The organism is Sinosporangium album (assembly GCF_900100605.1).
GTDB lineage: Bacteria > Actinomycetota > Actinomycetes > Streptosporangiales > Streptosporangiaceae > Sinosporangium > Sinosporangium album.
In genome coordinates, this window is the sequence record NZ_FNCN01000004.1 from 55,491 (window position 1) to 70,133 (window position 14,643).

Sequence of the window (14,643 nt, forward strand, 5' to 3'; positions counted from 1 at the left end):
GACAACGGTGATCACGAGGCGAACACCTGCCCCCGCCGTACGAGGAACGGGCCGATGGCGAGTGCGTCCACCGGGGCGGAGCCGAAGTACTCCAGCGCGTCCCGCGGATCGTCGACCGTAGGGCGTCCCGCCGTGTTGAGACTGGTGTTGATCACCACCGGCAGGCCGGTGCGCGCCTCGAACTCCGCGAGCATCCGGGCGAGCGGCGGGTCGTCGGCCGGATCGACCGTCTGGACCCTGGCGGTGCCGTCCACATGCACGGCCGCCGGGATACGTTCACGCCATCGGGGCCGCACGTCGTGCACGAACAGCATGTAGGGGCTGGGGAGCGGCCCCCGGCTGAAGACCTCGGCGGCGCGGCCGGCCAGGACCATGGGCGCGACGGGCCGGAACTGCTCTCGGCCTTTGACGTCGTTCAGCCGCTTGGTGTTGCCCGGGTTGCCGGGATGCGCGAGCAGGGAGCGTCCGCCGAGGGCTCGGGGCCCGAACTCGCCGCGCCCCTGGAACCACGCGACGATCCCGTCGCGGGCGAGTTCCTCGGCGACCGCCGCCGCCAGATCGGCAGGCCGCTCGTACGGCACCCGCGCCAGGTTGAGCAGGGCCCGCAGCTCTTCGTCGTCCCAGCCGCGCCCGAGAGCCACCGAGGTCATGGGCGCGGTGGGCTCGCCGTACATCTGCGCCAGATGCAGGGCGCCGCCGAGGGCGGTGCCGGCGTCGCCGGAGGCGGGCTGGACCCAGATGTCGTCGAACGGCCCATCGTGCAGGAGGCGGGTGTTGGCGACGCAGTTCAGCGCCACGCCCCCGGCCATCGTCAGGCGGCGCTCCCCGGTCTTCCGGTGCAGCCACCGGGCGAGGTCCAGCAGGACCTCCTCCAGCCTGAGCTGCACGCTTGCGGCCAGGTCCGTGTGGTCGGCCGTCCAGGGCTCGCCCTGGCGGAGAGGCTTGGTGTAGTCGGTCCAGGTAATGGGGGCGACGCGGAAACCGCCGTCTGCGGTGGGGCGGATGAGCTCCCGCAGTTCCTCAAGAAAGCGGGGCTCGCCATAGGAGGCCATGGCCATGACTTTGTATTCGTCGCTTGACCTGTGGAATCCGAGGTGTTCTGTCACCTCTTCGTACATGAGGCCGAGGGAATGCGGCAGGTCCTGCTCGGCGAGCACCGTGAGTTCGCCGTTCCGGTAGCGTCCGGCGAGATAGGAGGTCGCCTCGCCGCGTCCGTCGCACACCATCACCGCCGAGTCGCCGTACGGCGCCGCCAGGCCGGCCGAGGCGGCGTGGGCGATGTGATGGCTGACGAAGTGGACGCGGGCCGGGTCCAGGCCGGGAAGGGCCGCGGCCAGGAAGGCGGGGGCGCGGTAGGCGTAGGTCGTGCGCAGGTCCTCCCAGTTCGGGTCCCGGTCGGCGCCGCCGCCATGCCGTACGAGGCTGGGATCGTAGGAGTAGGCGACGGCGTCGAGGTCGGCGGGGTGGACGCCGGCCTGGCGCAGGCACCACGCCGCCGCCTGTTCAGGCAGTTCCCACGCGGAGAGCGGCACCGGCTCCTTGCCGTGCTTCCTGCGCGTGAATCGCTCCTCCTCGGCGGCTGCGGCTATCTCTCCGTCGATCACCAATGCCGCCGAGGGGTCATGGAATATCGCGTTAATTCCTAGAAATTTCACGCTAATTCCTCCCGTTGGCAGTACTCCCTCCTCTACCAGGAGCCGCCAGGGATGAAACACTCCATTTGCAAATAAAGAACTATAATCTTCGTGGACCTAAACATTCTTACCAGAAGGCATGGGATCAGGCATGTCGCCATGGTTGACCGGGTAGCAGATCCGGACACAGGCTCCTCGGCCACTACTGGAGGGCTCATGCCCGTCTCACCCCGCGCCCGGCTTCCCGCGGCGGTCCTCTTCGACCGGGACGGCACACTGATCGAGGACGTCCCGTACAACAGCCGCCCCGACCTCGTCAGACCCCTCCCAGGAAGCCGCGAGGCGGTCGAGCGGGTCCGCCGCGCGGGCGTGGCCACCGGTGTGATCACCAACCGGTCCGGCGCGGCCCCAGGGCTGATCGAGCCGGAGCGGCTGTCGGCCGTCAACGCCCGGGTCGACGAACTCCTCGGCCCCTTCGACGTATGGGCGGTGTGCCCCCACGACGACGCGGCGCGGTGCACATGCGGCAAACCCGCCCCCGGCCTCGTCCTGCACGCCGCCACCAGCCTGGGCGTGGACGCCCGGGACTGCGTCGTGATCGGCGACATCGGCCGAGACGTCGAGGCGGCGCGGGCCGCGGGCGCCCGCGCGATCATGGTGCCGACGCGCTACACGCTCCGCCACGAGATCGAAGCTGCCGAGGAGACCGCCGACAGCCTGCACACCGCAGTGCTCAAAGCGATCGGCGAGGTCCCCGCGGAACCGGCCCCATGACGGGGATCCCGTTGTGGAGAGACGGCACGGCGACCAAGGTCATCTCCCAATTTTCTCCCACACACAGAAAAAGGGCCCGGTCCGCTTAGCGGATCAGGACCCTGATCTGGTCAAACTGGGTCGGGGTGGCGGGATTTGAACCCACGGCCTCTTCGTCCCGAAATCTCGGCTACCCCACTGGTGCACTCCTGTCCCACCCGCTGACGAGGGTGAGTCCGTCTCTCAAGATCTCTGGATATGCCCCTCACTCCGATGCGGTTGCTGTACTTCGTGGCTGTACAGACTGCCGTGACTGCCCAGGTCAGGAAGGGGGTTGTGGGGCGACCGTGCCAGCCGGCTGAAGCGGCACAGGAGGACGGTCCGAGCCTGATGTGCCGCCATCATGATCGCCAAGGCTGCGGCTGGGGTGCCAGCGGCGGCCGGGATGCCGTCGGTGAAGTGGACAAGTGGCCGCTCAGGAGCGATGTCCACTTCAGCGCGTGGACGGCTTCGGGCGCGGAGCATTTCAATCGGTCACGATGACGCCCGATGGTTCCTGGTGCCTGGTGAAGGCACCGGCTGAAGGCGGCAGACAGGGTCCCCGGCATTGGGAGCAGAGGAATGAGCGCGCCAACGATTGAGACACAGACCCAGGTGGCCAGCGTCGAGGGCCAGGGCGGCGGGTTCGACCCGTTCGACCTCGACATCGCCTTCATCGAGGGCACGCCGGCGGCGGACACGGTGCTGATGTGCGGTACCGGCGACACGTGCGGGAGCTCGTGCCCCAGCGCCTGCACGACGTCGTAGAGGGCGAAGTCCTTGTTCGGTCTCGGGCACGTGATCAGGAACGGAGCGTGAGATGACCCGAGTCAGGCGCAGGATCTACATGCGCAGCGGTGCGGCGATGCTTCGCGCCTCGGTGAACCTCACGGGACCGAATCTGCCTGCGTGGCCGGGGCCGGACGGCACGGGGGAAGACTGGCGGACGTGGATCGACCGGGCGTGGGCCGACAGATCGTTCCGGCGGGCGGTCAGCTCTGCCAGTCCGGAGCTCGCCCGACAGGTTGGCGTGATCGTCAGTGGGCGGCCGTTGAAGTTGCGTCGAATGCAGCGAGCCGCCTTGTCCGTCGCGCGTTACGCCAACCGGTACGTACATCGGTCTACGCCGTTTGGGTGGTTCGCGGGTGTCGGGCTCGTCGAGTTCGGTGCTGGGGCGTTCGTGCGATTCGGAGAGGGGCACGAGGTCTGCGCTCGGGTCGATCCGGCGGAGCTGGACGGCTGGCTCAGCGAGCGGGAGTCCGACGCCGTCGTGATGTCCGACGTCGATGTGTGTGTGAACAACCTGGCGCGGGTGGAGGGGAACCGCGTCTTCGTTCCGTCGGAGGGCGATTCACGCTTCTCGCTGGCGCTGACTTCGGCGGTGGCCCTGGTCCTCAAGACGGCCGTCGCGCCGATCGGTTGTTCGGTGCTGGTCGACAAGCTCTCGGCAGAGTTTCCGGGCGTCAGTGAGGAGCGGTCGGGCGCGCTCGTGAGGGAGCTGCTTCGGGTTCGCCTGCTCAGGTCGGCGATGCGCGCCGCCGCCACCGTCACCGATCCCAGCGCGGGAGTTCCGGCGCTCACGCAAACCACGGCCGGTACGGTCGATGTGCGCCTGGACGCTCGGGTGCGGCTGCCGGAGACCGTCTCCATCGAGATCGAGACGGCTGCGACCGCGCTGGCGAGGCTTGCCACCTATCCGGCTGGAACCGCGGCATGGCGCCGCTACATCGAGCGCTTCGAGGAGCGGTACGGCGAAGGTGCCGAGGTCGAGTTGGACCGGCTGGTCGACCCAGTCTCGGGGTTGGGGCTGCCGGACGGCTTCGGCCAGGTCGAGGAGCCCCCACGGCCGATGTCGCGCCGTGACCGCCTGCTGCTGGAGCTCGCTGGCACTGCTGCGGTCGAGGGCCGACGGTCCATGATCCTCACCGAGGAAATGATCGAGGAACTGGAAGCGGCTGCCGGAGGCCCTGCGCTCGTGCCAGCGCCTCACCTTGAGCTGTGTGCTCAGGTGCAGTCGCGCTCGCTTGCCGCTCTTGATGCTGGCGACTTCCGCGTCCGGGTGCTGACCGTCTCCCGCGCGGCGGGGACGATGACCGGGCGGTTCTGGCACCTGTTTCCCGAGGCCGCTTCCGAGTACGCCACCCTCCCAACGGTGGACCCTCAGGCCAGCCTGGCGCAGTTGTCGTTTCATCCCGCACGCGTCGGGGCCGATCTCTTGGCCCGCGCGCCGCAGGTACTTCCGAAGATCGTGAGCGTCGGCGAATTTCGACATGTGGGGCCGGACGTCCACTTCGCCTCCGACTTGTCGGTCGGACTGCGAGCAGGGCACCTCTATCTGACCGTGACGGAGACGGGTGACCGTCTGGAGCTCCTGACGCCGACGGCTATCAACTTCGTCTGGAACAGCTTCACGCCTCCTCTGGTCAGGTTCCTGGCCGAGATCAGCAGGGCCGCGACGCCCCAGGTGACCTGGTTCGACTGGGGCGCGGCATGGACGCTGCCTTTCACACCGGCGCTCCACTACCGGCGCAGCGTTCTGGCCGCCGCCCGGTGGCAGCTTCGTGCCCGGGTGCTGCCCGATCGAACGGCTCCCCTTGAGCGCTGGGTAGAGCGGCTACATACCTGGCGGCTGGGAGTCGGCGCTCCCGAGCGTGTACTCCTCGCTCTGGACGACCAACACCTGCATCTGAACCTCACGCTGAATCTTGATCTTGACCTCCTCCGCTCTCACCTCAGCGCTTCCCGCACCGCGATCCTCCACGAGGCACCACCGCTCGACGCGAACGGGTGGATCGGCGGGAGAGCCCATAGTGTCGTTCTGCCGATGAGGTCGAGCCGATGAGCGCACCCCACATGCAGGCGCTGGCCGAGGGAACGCTCGGGCTGGCGCTTCTGCACCTTGAACGCGGCGATCTCGCCTCCGCGCGACCGCTCCTGGCGGACGCGGTCGCCGATGGCGTCAGCGTCGGAGCGAACGCCTCCTTGTTCCACGGCGCTCCCGCGCTGGAGTTCGTCCTCGGGTGTGCTGGCCGACGAGATCCAGCCGTAGAGGACGCTGTCGATCGAGTGGTCAGTGCTCGCTTGTCAGCTGCGGACGAGCGCCGAGGCTCAGAACGGCGCCCCAGTCTCAAGGAATTCGATTTGATCTCCGGGCTCACCGGGATGGCGGCGCTGCTCCTGTCGCGTCCCCGACCTTCATCGGGTCTCGACGATGTCCTGACCTACCTGATCGGACTCGCGACCCCGTCGGAGGGAGTACCAGGTTGGTGGTCGGACGACAGCCCTGGCCACGAGGAGACCGTCGGCGGGCACAGCAATCACGGGATCGCGCACGGGATCGCCGGTCCGCTCGCGATGCTCGCGATCGCGGCGCGTCGTGGTGCCCGCATTGAGGGCCAGGTGGAGGCGATGGAGGTCTTCTCCCGCTGGTTGGAGCGCTTTGGGGCGTTCTACTGGGTCACGCGCGATCAACTCGCGGCCAACGACCCACCGCGGACACATCCGGGGAGGCCGTCGTGGTGCTACGGAGATCTCGGCATCGCTCGCGCGCTCCAGCTGGCGGCGATCGCAACGGGAGACCTGACCAAACAGCAGGCAGCCGAGGACCGCGCGTACGACGCCCTCACTGATCCGGTTCGTCTTGGTCTGGTCATTGACGCGTCGCTGTGTCACGGCTGGGCTGGCTTGCTCGCGGTCACACGGGCGATAGCTGCCGATAGCCGCAGCCCGCAGCGGTTCAGCGCCCTGGCCGAAGCGCTTTCCGCCCGTCTCGCCGAGACCATCGCGGCTTTGCCCAAGACGGGGTTTTTGGAAGGTCGAACCGGAGCCCGGTTGGCGCTGGAGGGATCGACCACCACCGGCTGGACTCGCGCGCTGCTGATCGACTAACGCGAACTTCGACCTGAGCAGGAGAGAGCACGACCAATGGACTGGAACGACGAGAACCTCCCGGTCATGACGCCCGAGCAGGGCTGGTGCCAGGTGACGGTCACGTTCAAGGGCGGTGCCGGAATCAGCAGGGAAGCCGCGATCGCCCTGACGGCCGCCCTGTCCGATCAGCGGTTCCATTTTCTCCGCAAGGAGGGGAAGCTTCGCTTGCGCACCGAGCGTCCTGCGGACAGGGTGTTGAACGATTTCGTCACCGCTGGCCTGGCGACTAGCTGGGCTGCTGGAGTGTATGAGCCCGAGACCAACGCGTTCGGCGGGCCTCAGGGAATGAGCGTCGCGCACCACATCTTTTGCGCCGACAGCCGGGCGGCTCTGGCCGAGACGGGAGACGCGCGCACCAGGGAGCGGGCCATCCTGCTCGTCTCGACCATGAACCGAGCCGCCGGGCTCGATCCGTTCGAGATCGGAGATGTCTGGGCGAAGGTCGCGGATCTCCGGCCGAAGATCGAGCCTCCCGCGAGCGGGCGACGCCAGGCATCCCTCTCCGCGATGCGCCGCCTGATGAACGCCGACGCGGGACAACGAGAGGACGCGGAGCATGGCTGGCTCGCACGAGTCGAGGCTTTCGAAGAAGCCGGTCGCAGCCTCAGGCAACTCAACGCCGACGGCCTGCTGACGCGCGGGCTGCGCGCCGTCCTCGCACATCATGTGGTCTTCACCTTCAACCGAGCCGCCGTGCCCGTCGCCGAGCAATCGGCAGCGGCATGGCTGGCCCGACACGCTGCTTTCACCGATGACGAACCCGCTGCCGCGCCCAGCGGATCAGCAGGTCCGACCGCCCATAACCTCACGAACATGGAGACGACCATCACCACGACCATCGATCCCGCCGAGCTCCGCGCTGACCTGGTGACCAGACTCACCGCGTCCGGCCACCTGCGCACCCCGGCGATCATCGAGGCGTTCTCGACCTCAGAACGCCACGCGTTCGTCCCGGATGCGGAGCCGGAGGCCGCCTACAAGGACGACGCCGTCTCGATCAAGCTCGACGACGACGGCGAGATGATCTCCTGCATTTCCGCACCGTCGATCGTCGCCACGCAGTTGGAGCAGCTCGACCCGCGCCCTGGACACAAGATCCTCGAAGCCGGGGCCGCTACCGGGTACAACGCAGATCTCCTCGGCCGCCTGGTCCACCCCGGCGGGCACGTGTGGACCGTGGACGTAGACCAGGATCTCGTCGACAACGCCAAGGCCAACCTCTCCACCGCCGGTGCTTCGAACGTCACCGTGCTCCTGGCCGACGGCGCGGCGGGGCTCCCCGAGCACGGCCCCTACGACCGGATCCAGTTCAGCGTAGGTGCCGGCGACGTTCCGAACGCCGTCCTGGAGCAGCTCGCGCCCAACGGACGCCTGGTGATCCCGATGAGGATTCGCGGCAGCATCTCCCGCTCTTTCGCCTTCGAGCGAGACGGCGATACCTGGAAGACCGTCTCCTGCGAGATGGCGACGTTCGTTCCGCTCCGCAAGGGAGTCTGCGACGACGTCTACACCCTCGTCCACCATCAGGGACCCGGGAATGTCCGGCTGGAGACCTTCAGCGAACAGCAGGTCGACCGCGAGGCGATGACCACCATCCTCGACACACCAGCCACTAGGAAGTACACCGGGGTCAAGTTCCGGCAGGGTGATCCGTGGCAGTGGGTCTACCTGTGGCTGGCGTGCGTCCTCCCGAACGGCCTGTCCCGGATGCCTGGCCAGCGGCCCGGATTCACGCCCCACTTCGGATGGGGCTCGATGGCGGCTCTCGACGCGGGGGCGCTGGCCTACCTGACCGTCCGGGAGGGCGAGGATGACGCTGGCCGGTTCTGGGAGATCGGAGTCCTCGGCCACGGCACCGGTTCGGCGGAGCTCACTGACCAGATCGTGACCGCGATCGCCGATTGGAGCCGCGACTACGGCAACAGTGCGCCCGAGCCCGGGTTCCGAATGGCCACCGCCGCCCACCGCGATCAGCTCAAGGCCGCTGAGCCGCGCTTCGTGATCGACAAGAAGTTCAGCCGCCTCGTCGTCGACTGGCCATGACGAGGGGCTAGAGCAGTGATAGAGCTCGCGATCGCCGCACGCATCCCGCTGGTTCGCCGTAACAAACCCCCTGGGCTCTCGCTGGAAGCACGCATCGCGGAGCTCACCGCGCTGACCGTCGAGCCGCCTGGCGCGGACCACCACCAGCTGGTGGCCCGCGCCAGCGGGGTCCTCAACTTCGCCGCCTTGATCGCATCGGACACCGGGCTCCCGGACCTCGCGGCCGACCTCTGCTGGCGTCAGCACGAGATCTTCACCGAGTCGGACGACCTTCCCGCGGACGTCGCGGTGATGTCGCTGATGCCGCTGGTCAACATCGCACGACTCCTGATCCGGGAGGGTGACGGAGACGCGGCATACGACACCCTCCACCGCCTGTACCGGGCTGCTCAGCAGCGCGGCAGCGCCGTCATCGGAGAACACGAGATCGACATGGCGTCGTTGATCCGCGACGACGAGACCCACCGCGTGATCTGCACCGAGCTGTGGACCACGCTCCTTATCGACGGAGCCCGAGCGCTCGCCCGGAGCGGCCGGTGGACGGAGGCCGCCAACGCGATCAGCACACACCGCGGAGTCGGAAACCGTCTCCTCGACGGCAGGCAGATCAAGATCATGTCATTTGTGGAGCAGAATCTCCATGAGGAAGCCGTCCGAACGATCGACGCGAGCACGCTGACCGATCCGTGGGAGAGCACCGTCGCGAACCTGCTCCGGATCTACTGTCGGCCGGACAGGTCGAAGATGGCTCTCGATGAGCTGGACCGGATGGTTCAGGCGGCCAAGACGCTGGTCAATGACCCCAACCCGATGACCGCTTCCTTCCGCGTGCGCGCCGGTCTGACCGCACTCGATCTGGCCGCGAACCAACATGTGCCGAGCGCGATCGACCTGTGTGGCGCGATCATCGAGGTGGCCACGGCCGACGCCTACGCGGCCCGTGACGTCCTGGACTCGGAGCAGCGGCCCCAGCTGACCGTTGACTCCGTCCGCAAGCTCACAGCAGTGGTCTCGGCCGCTGGGCTCGGGCAACGGTTCCTCAAACCGGGCCAGCTTGACGCCCTCACGAAGGTGGTCGCTTTGGCGGATCGCCGCTTGCGGGCCCTCATCGACAAGACCTCGCGGTCGAAGGCGCGCGGCGGTTGACCGATCAGGAGAGCGGGCTCCAGCGCCAGGGCCGGGCTCCGCTCTTGTCCCGAAGACAATCGACACGGAGTTGCGCCTCGGACCTGGCGTCGGGATGTTCGGACGCGTGCTGCGCCAGGTAGCAGGTCATACGCAGCTCTCGAACATCGCGCATCACTTCGAACCCGTCCCACGCCGTGACGTCCTGGCCGTACGCCTTGCAGAACTCGGCGTAGTCCTCAGGTGAGATCCAGGCGAAGGACGTCAGCTTGATCGCTGTGGAGACGAGATCCCAAGCGGGAGAGCCGATCGAGAAGCGCTCCAGATCCACGAAGAAAGCGGACGTCTCGCCGAGGGCGACGACGACGTTGCCCGCCCACGCGTCGCCGTGAACGACGCACGGCTCGTCTTCGGGGAGGTGACCCCAAGCTGCGCGCAACGCCTCAAGGTGATCGGCGAGGAAGGCACGGTCATCGGGGGACAGCGTCGAGGCGGCGCTGATCCGCTCGGGGAGCCTCACGAAGGGGTTCAACGGAGCGAGGCCGATCTCCTCAGGAACCCTTTGGGAATGGAGACGCTTCAGAAGCGAGCCGATCTCGCCAGGACGGCCCTGTCGATGCTCGGGCAGGAGACGCCAATAGGTGACGGGACGGCCGTTGATGAGGACGGGCTGGTCGATGTCGTTCAGTGCCTCAACCGCGGGAACTCCCCGTTGCGCGAGCCAGCCGGATACCGCGACCTCACGGGCGGCGACCGTGCCCTGGCCGACGCGACCGATCCGGACGACGGCGTCGCCGACTCGATAGATGAAGTTCTCGCCCATCCTGATCGGAGTCGCCATGGACGGGTCGAGGCCAGCCCTGGCGCAGGCTTCCTCCACGATGAGTGGAAGGTCCGCTGAGAGGGTCACTGGTCGGGCACCATCTTCCGGATGCGTGCGCACAGTTCGGGAACACCGTGCTCACGCTGGTGCGGCACCGCGGTCCGCGCCAGTTCACGGAGATCGGTGAAGGCACGGCGGGACTGAATGCCGGCAGCATCGCGTAGTGCGGCCCTGGCGACGGTCACGCCTTCGGCGGGATCCCCGGTCATCATGGTCAACGTGGCCAGTTTCGTGCCGGAAATTGCGCGTGAACGCGCGTACTGATCGGTGTGCCCAGACACGGCTGTCGCGAGTCGGCGGGCTGCTCGCGGCTCCCGAATCCCTGCCGCGACCAGATCGAAGAGGGCGTGGCCGGTGTCTCCGTGGTGCTGCGCGGCGTCGTAGTACCCCATCCAAGGCGGGTCGATGGCCGGGTCGCTGTGGGAGAACGCCTCGTCGGCCTTGCCCAACGCGCGCAGAGTCTCTTCGATCTTGCCCCGGTCGCCGAGCCGGACCAGTTTGGCCAGGGCGCGGGCACGGCCGGTGTGGAGCATCGCGTGCTCGGTGGCTGTCAGCCGGTCGGATCGGACGAGGGCGAGCTCGATGAAGGTCAGCCCGGTGTCGGGGTTGCCCACCCAGATCGCTTGTCGTCCCAGATGGGAGAGGACCTTCGCGTGAAGATGCCAGTCGCCGACTTCCTCCGCGCAGGAGCGGGCAAGCTCCAGCATGGTGCGCGCGTCGTCATGAGCGTAGGAGTCGAAGGCCATCCACCCGCAGGTCGCGGCCAGCGAACCGACGGCGGAGAAGAGCGGCTGACGGAGCTTGGGCGGGCAGCCGCTGTCGAGAAGCTGGACGGCCCACCGCAGCTGCGCATTGACGGCTTCGCGGACCAGAGCGCCCCCGTACGGGTGGTCCGCACTGCCGAACATCCGGGCCGCCTGAACAATCTGCTTGATCTCCTCCGGCGTCACACGGGCCGGTGGCGCCGAGGGGGCGAGCGCGTCGAGGAGTCCCGTGGCCGGTTGGCTCGCTGCGACGGTGCCCGCCGCCAACATCATGAACGTGCGTCGCTGCACTGGACCCTCGCCCCCGTCGTCGGGTTCTCCGGGTCCTATTTTGGCCAACTGGTACGGCGGCTCAGTAGGTGAACGGCCGTGAATCTGGCGGTTGTCCAGATTTGCTGGGGCACTGTCCACTTTGCCTGACCGGCTCGACGGAGAGGGCGTCTCGTTGAGGACGGCCGTCAGCGCGCCCCCGGTGGTGAGGATCTCGTCCAGCCGTGCGGCCAAATCGGGGGCGCATCGCCTGTCCCCACCCTCGATCTTGCTGATCAGACTGCCGCTGACTGCGGCCTCTCTGCCCAGCGCTGGACCGCTGTAGGCGCGCATGAGTCGCCAGCGTCGCAGTTCGGCACCGAAGCGGGCCTCTGGCGACCTTTCTGGATCTAGCTGCCTTAGCGGGTAGGGCATCGCAGTCCCAGGGTTGCCGGGTGACGCGGCGGAAGTGGACAAGTCAGTCGCCGGTCAAGGTGTCCGCTTCGCGGCGTGGCTCGGCTTTGGCGACAGCGCCTTCAATCGTGTCACGTCGAGTGATCAGGGTCCAGCCGTTCGGAGTCGTCTGCCGTGCGGCTCGGATCATTCGCCGGACAGCCGTCTCACCGTCCATTTCCCGGCGAGCCGAACCAATTGAAGGAAGCCCTTCGAGGCCCTTGGCGATGTGAGGAACGCCGCCGAGCACTATCGGCGGGCAGCGGCCTGCCGTCCGCGCGCTTATGCCCGGATAGTCGCCCTGGATCTGGTCGCTGAGGGAGAGCTTCTCCTTGCACAGGGCGGAATCGAGCAGGCATGTGCCACTTGGTCCAGCGCACTGGACCACATGGACGGCGTCGCCTCCGCGCGCGCCCGCAAGGCGGTGGTTGGGATACGGCGCGATCTGGTCCGCTTCCGCACTCGCGGGCTCCGGTGCGCCCAGCAGCTCGACGAGTATGCGGTCGAGCTCCTCCGTAACTGAACTTGCTGTGCCTTCAGGGTCTTTCTCTTGATCAGGAGGTGGCGCTGGGCGGCGGGGGATGCCCGATCACCTTCCGGGCTCCGGTGGTGCGCTGTCTGGGACATCGGCTTACCGATGACGCACCGACATCTGCTGAGGATCGTCACGATCCACGCCGCTACCAGCCTTCCGCCGTGCAGGATCAACCATGCGCAACACGCCACACCAGTCCGCGGCCACTGGAGTGTGGAGATTCCGCACCACATCCGAGACGCTATACCGCGAGAACGCCTGCAGGGCCAGAACCGGTGCCGCTCCCCAATCCTGGCGAGCCCCGCGCAACCTGGCCATCGGCCTGGCCCACCCGATCGGCTGGACCAGCATCGCCGCAGCCACCACATCGACGGCCTTCAGCTATGCGCTCGCAGGACAGAGGAACGCTTCAGCCCTGCCGCTGTCACGAGGAGGTTCTCCTCATGACAGCGGCCTTGGAGTATGCGTGCTCAAACTAGGTCTGTCTAGATCTCGCCGGACATTCCGGATAGAACGCCCTCACTGAGGACCTTCCCGCAGTGCGATGTTCTCCCCGCTGAACTTATCCAACACCTTTCTGTCACCCAGAGGCGATTTCAAAGTCAAGCTGGTCTTGAAGGGATATCCGACTAAAGATGAGCTTTCCGAGCTCCACGGAAAGGCGGACTGGCATGAGTTCTTGGCCTGGATTGCAATCGTTACGCTTGTCGGGGACTCGGTTGCCGTCTTGTCCACGATCTCCTGGCAGAACCGCCCATCTGGCTCCACCTTGCTGAACAAGAGTTCCGCAGTGAGGGTGCGGCCATCAGGCGATACGGTGATCGAGCTCACAGAATATAAGCTCGGCTGTATACTGCAGCCGGCGACGGAAACCGCCAAACCCAGCGCGAGAAGCATTGGTATCCTGACACCGTGCACAGCCAATGGAGACCTTCCACTCAGTTGACTCTACGCTTCTTTATATCACCGCCCCAGAGGGTAGCGACTCTCTCCAGGTCCGTGAAGTAGTTGGCGCAACTGACGAACCAGCTGCTCTGATCCATATTGCGTCCACCACTGGTGATTCCCTTGCCCGTGATGAAACCGTCAGGTCGAATCGTATAGACAGGGCCGCCGGAGTCCCCACCTCGAGTGCAGGTTCCGTCCCTCTTGCCAACAGTGGCCGGAGAGAGAACTCCTATCTTTCTCCCGTTGTGGTGCATTTCAAGCGTCTCAGAGACCGCGCTGACCACCCAATTACATAGTTGGCCTGTCGTGATACCCCCAGTGCAATAGCGATCGCCCTTCTGCGAGGTACGCGACCAACGTCCGGCGACTCCTCGCTTGCTCGTAGAGTTAGGGCCACCGATGAAGATGGAAGCCGTGTGCTTCTTGTAGAGAATGATACGAGCGATGTCGCCAAACTTACCTGTTTTCCCCGGAGGGGTGATACTTCCGGGGCCGTCAGTCCAACTGGTGCCATGAGGGACGCCGATAGAAGGGAATCTGTCCGGAGGACTGTTGGTGGGCGCACAGTGCCCCGCAGCGATCATGTAATTGTCGGATGCGGTTCCCCAGGCGAATCCGGTCGTGCAATTTCCGCCGATGGCGAGGGTGAATTTGCTGCCGCCGTTCACATGGGTGTCGTTATCATCCTGTCGACTGTCCTGCAGCACCGGAGGGACGGCGTCGGGCTGAAGCCAGATCACCACATTGTGCAGGCCATAATGCTGTGCAAGGGCAAGTCTCAATTCCGAATACGGAGCCAGCTACTAGGAAAGGGCGTGTGGGATCTGCGAGCTGGCTATCGTCGGCGACGTCAACGTCGTTGTCCAGCGACATCAGGAAGGTGGAACTTATCGTAAGTGGATACGTGGTCTTGGGGTCATCGAGAACAGATCCTGTAGGCGATAGACTCAACTTCTGAGTACCATCTTCAACGACCATCGCGCTTTTGAGCGGCTTTGCTCGATTGGCGCTTGACTTGGACTTGTTGCTCGGAGTGCCAGCCAACCTGATGCTTGAGGATGATTCTACGATTCGTCGCCCCGAATTGTCGGTCAGCTGCAACCGCCCGTTTTCTGTGCTGCTCAGTTCGGATGACTCCGTACGTATCGGTAGTGAGAGGTCGATTCCCTTCTTTGGTCGCTGGTGAAGAACTATTTCTTGACGGAACCCCGTGCCTAGAGCGGTGACTATCAGGTCTGTCCCCGGACCTGCTGCGTTCGGATAGGTCGCCCTGTTCCCTGCGACCGT

Annotated in this window: 11 protein-coding genes; 6 read left to right on the top strand and 5 right to left on the bottom strand. The window is 66.3% G+C overall.

Going from position 1 to position 14,643, the window contains the following annotated elements:
- Positions 1 to 11: 11 nt before the first annotated feature.
- Complete coding sequence (locus BLQ73_RS05210; protein WP_093168825.1) at positions 12 to 1,655, bottom strand: carbamoyltransferase family protein; 1,644 nt, start codon at positions 1,653 to 1,655, stop codon at positions 12 to 14.
- 195 nt (positions 1,656 to 1,850) lie between these two features.
- On the opposite strand from BLQ73_RS05210, the gene BLQ73_RS05215 reads away from it, so the two are divergent.
- From BLQ73_RS05215 to BLQ73_RS05240, 6 genes are all read left to right on the top strand, one after another.
- Entirely contained in the window at positions 1,851 to 2,408 is a 558-nt protein-coding gene (locus tag BLQ73_RS05215; RefSeq protein WP_218125631.1) for a D-glycero-alpha-D-manno-heptose-1,7-bisphosphate 7-phosphatase, read from the top strand.
- A gap of 600 nt (positions 2,409 to 3,008) precedes the next feature.
- Positions 3,009 to 3,194 carry an FxLD family lanthipeptide gene (locus BLQ73_RS05220; protein WP_093168828.1) on the top strand — a complete coding sequence of 62 codons (186 nt, stop codon included), beginning with the start codon at positions 3,009 to 3,011 and terminating at the stop codon, positions 3,192 to 3,194.
- Between the two features lie 79 nt (positions 3,195 to 3,273).
- Positions 3,274 to 5,268 carry a lantibiotic dehydratase family protein gene (locus tag BLQ73_RS05225; protein WP_245690806.1) on the top strand — a complete coding sequence of 665 codons (1,995 nt, stop codon included), beginning with the start codon at positions 3,274 to 3,276 and terminating at the stop codon, positions 5,266 to 5,268.
- Complete coding sequence (locus tag BLQ73_RS05230) at positions 5,265 to 6,314, top strand: lanthionine synthetase C family protein (RefSeq protein WP_093168832.1); 1,050 nt, start codon at positions 5,265 to 5,267, stop codon at positions 6,312 to 6,314. The genes BLQ73_RS05225 and BLQ73_RS05230 overlap by 4 nt, the downstream gene beginning before the upstream one ends.
- A 36-nt stretch (positions 6,315 to 6,350) precedes the next feature.
- On the top strand, positions 6,351 to 8,399 hold the full coding sequence (gene fxlM / locus BLQ73_RS05235; RefSeq protein ID WP_093168834.1) for a methyltransferase, FxLD system: 2,049 nt from the start codon (positions 6,351 to 6,353) through the stop codon (positions 8,397 to 8,399).
- Positions 8,400 to 8,414: 15 nt separating this feature from the next.
- Complete coding sequence (locus tag BLQ73_RS05240) at positions 8,415 to 9,545, top strand: hypothetical protein (protein WP_245690807.1); 1,131 nt, start codon at positions 8,415 to 8,417, stop codon at positions 9,543 to 9,545.
- Positions 9,546 to 9,549: 4 nt separating this feature from the next.
- Here BLQ73_RS05240 and BLQ73_RS05245 read toward each other — a convergent pair whose 3' ends face one another.
- The 4 genes from BLQ73_RS05245 to BLQ73_RS30980 all read right to left on the bottom strand — a co-directional run bounded on the left by BLQ73_RS05245 (position 9,550) and on the right by BLQ73_RS30980 (position 14,138).
- Positions 9,550 to 10,434, bottom strand: coding sequence for a phosphotransferase enzyme family protein (locus tag BLQ73_RS05245; RefSeq protein WP_245690808.1), 885 nt, complete (start codon positions 10,432 to 10,434; stop codon positions 9,550 to 9,552).
- A complete protein-coding gene (locus BLQ73_RS05250; protein ID WP_338056594.1) occupies positions 10,431 to 11,855 on the bottom strand; it encodes a helix-turn-helix domain-containing protein in 1,425 nt (474 codons plus the stop codon). The genes BLQ73_RS05245 and BLQ73_RS05250 overlap by 4 nt, the downstream gene beginning before the upstream one ends.
- Positions 11,856 to 12,927: 1,072 nt before the next feature.
- Complete coding sequence (locus BLQ73_RS05260; RefSeq protein WP_143020132.1) at positions 12,928 to 13,239, bottom strand: hypothetical protein; 312 nt, start codon at positions 13,237 to 13,239, stop codon at positions 12,928 to 12,930.
- A gap of 107 nt (positions 13,240 to 13,346) precedes the next feature.
- The gene (locus tag BLQ73_RS30980; protein ID WP_143020133.1) at positions 13,347 to 14,138 is read right to left on the bottom strand and encodes a chymotrypsin family serine protease; all 792 of its coding nucleotides are present in this window, start codon (positions 14,136 to 14,138) and stop codon (positions 13,347 to 13,349) included.
- Positions 14,139 to 14,643 lie beyond the last annotated feature (505 nt).

Bases quoted from the DNA above. Each gene is read 5' to 3' on its own strand.
- BLQ73_RS05215 (WP_218125631.1), top strand. From the start codon at position 1,851: ATGCCCGTCTCACCCCGCGCCCGGCTTCCCGCGGCGGTCCTCTTCGAC.
- BLQ73_RS05220 (WP_093168828.1), top strand. From the start codon at position 3,009: ATGAGCGCGCCAACGATTGAGACACAGACCCAGGTGGCCAGCGTCGAG.
- BLQ73_RS05225 (WP_245690806.1), top strand. From the start codon at position 3,274: ATGCGCAGCGGTGCGGCGATGCTTCGCGCCTCGGTGAACCTCACGGGA.
- BLQ73_RS05230 (WP_093168832.1), top strand. From the start codon at position 5,265: ATGAGCGCACCCCACATGCAGGCGCTGGCCGAGGGAACGCTCGGGCTG.
- fxlM (WP_093168834.1), top strand. From the start codon at position 6,351: ATGGACTGGAACGACGAGAACCTCCCGGTCATGACGCCCGAGCAGGGC.
- BLQ73_RS05250 (WP_338056594.1), bottom strand. From the start codon at position 11,855: ATGCCCTACCCGCTAAGGCAGCTAGATCCAGAAAGGTCGCCAGAGGCC.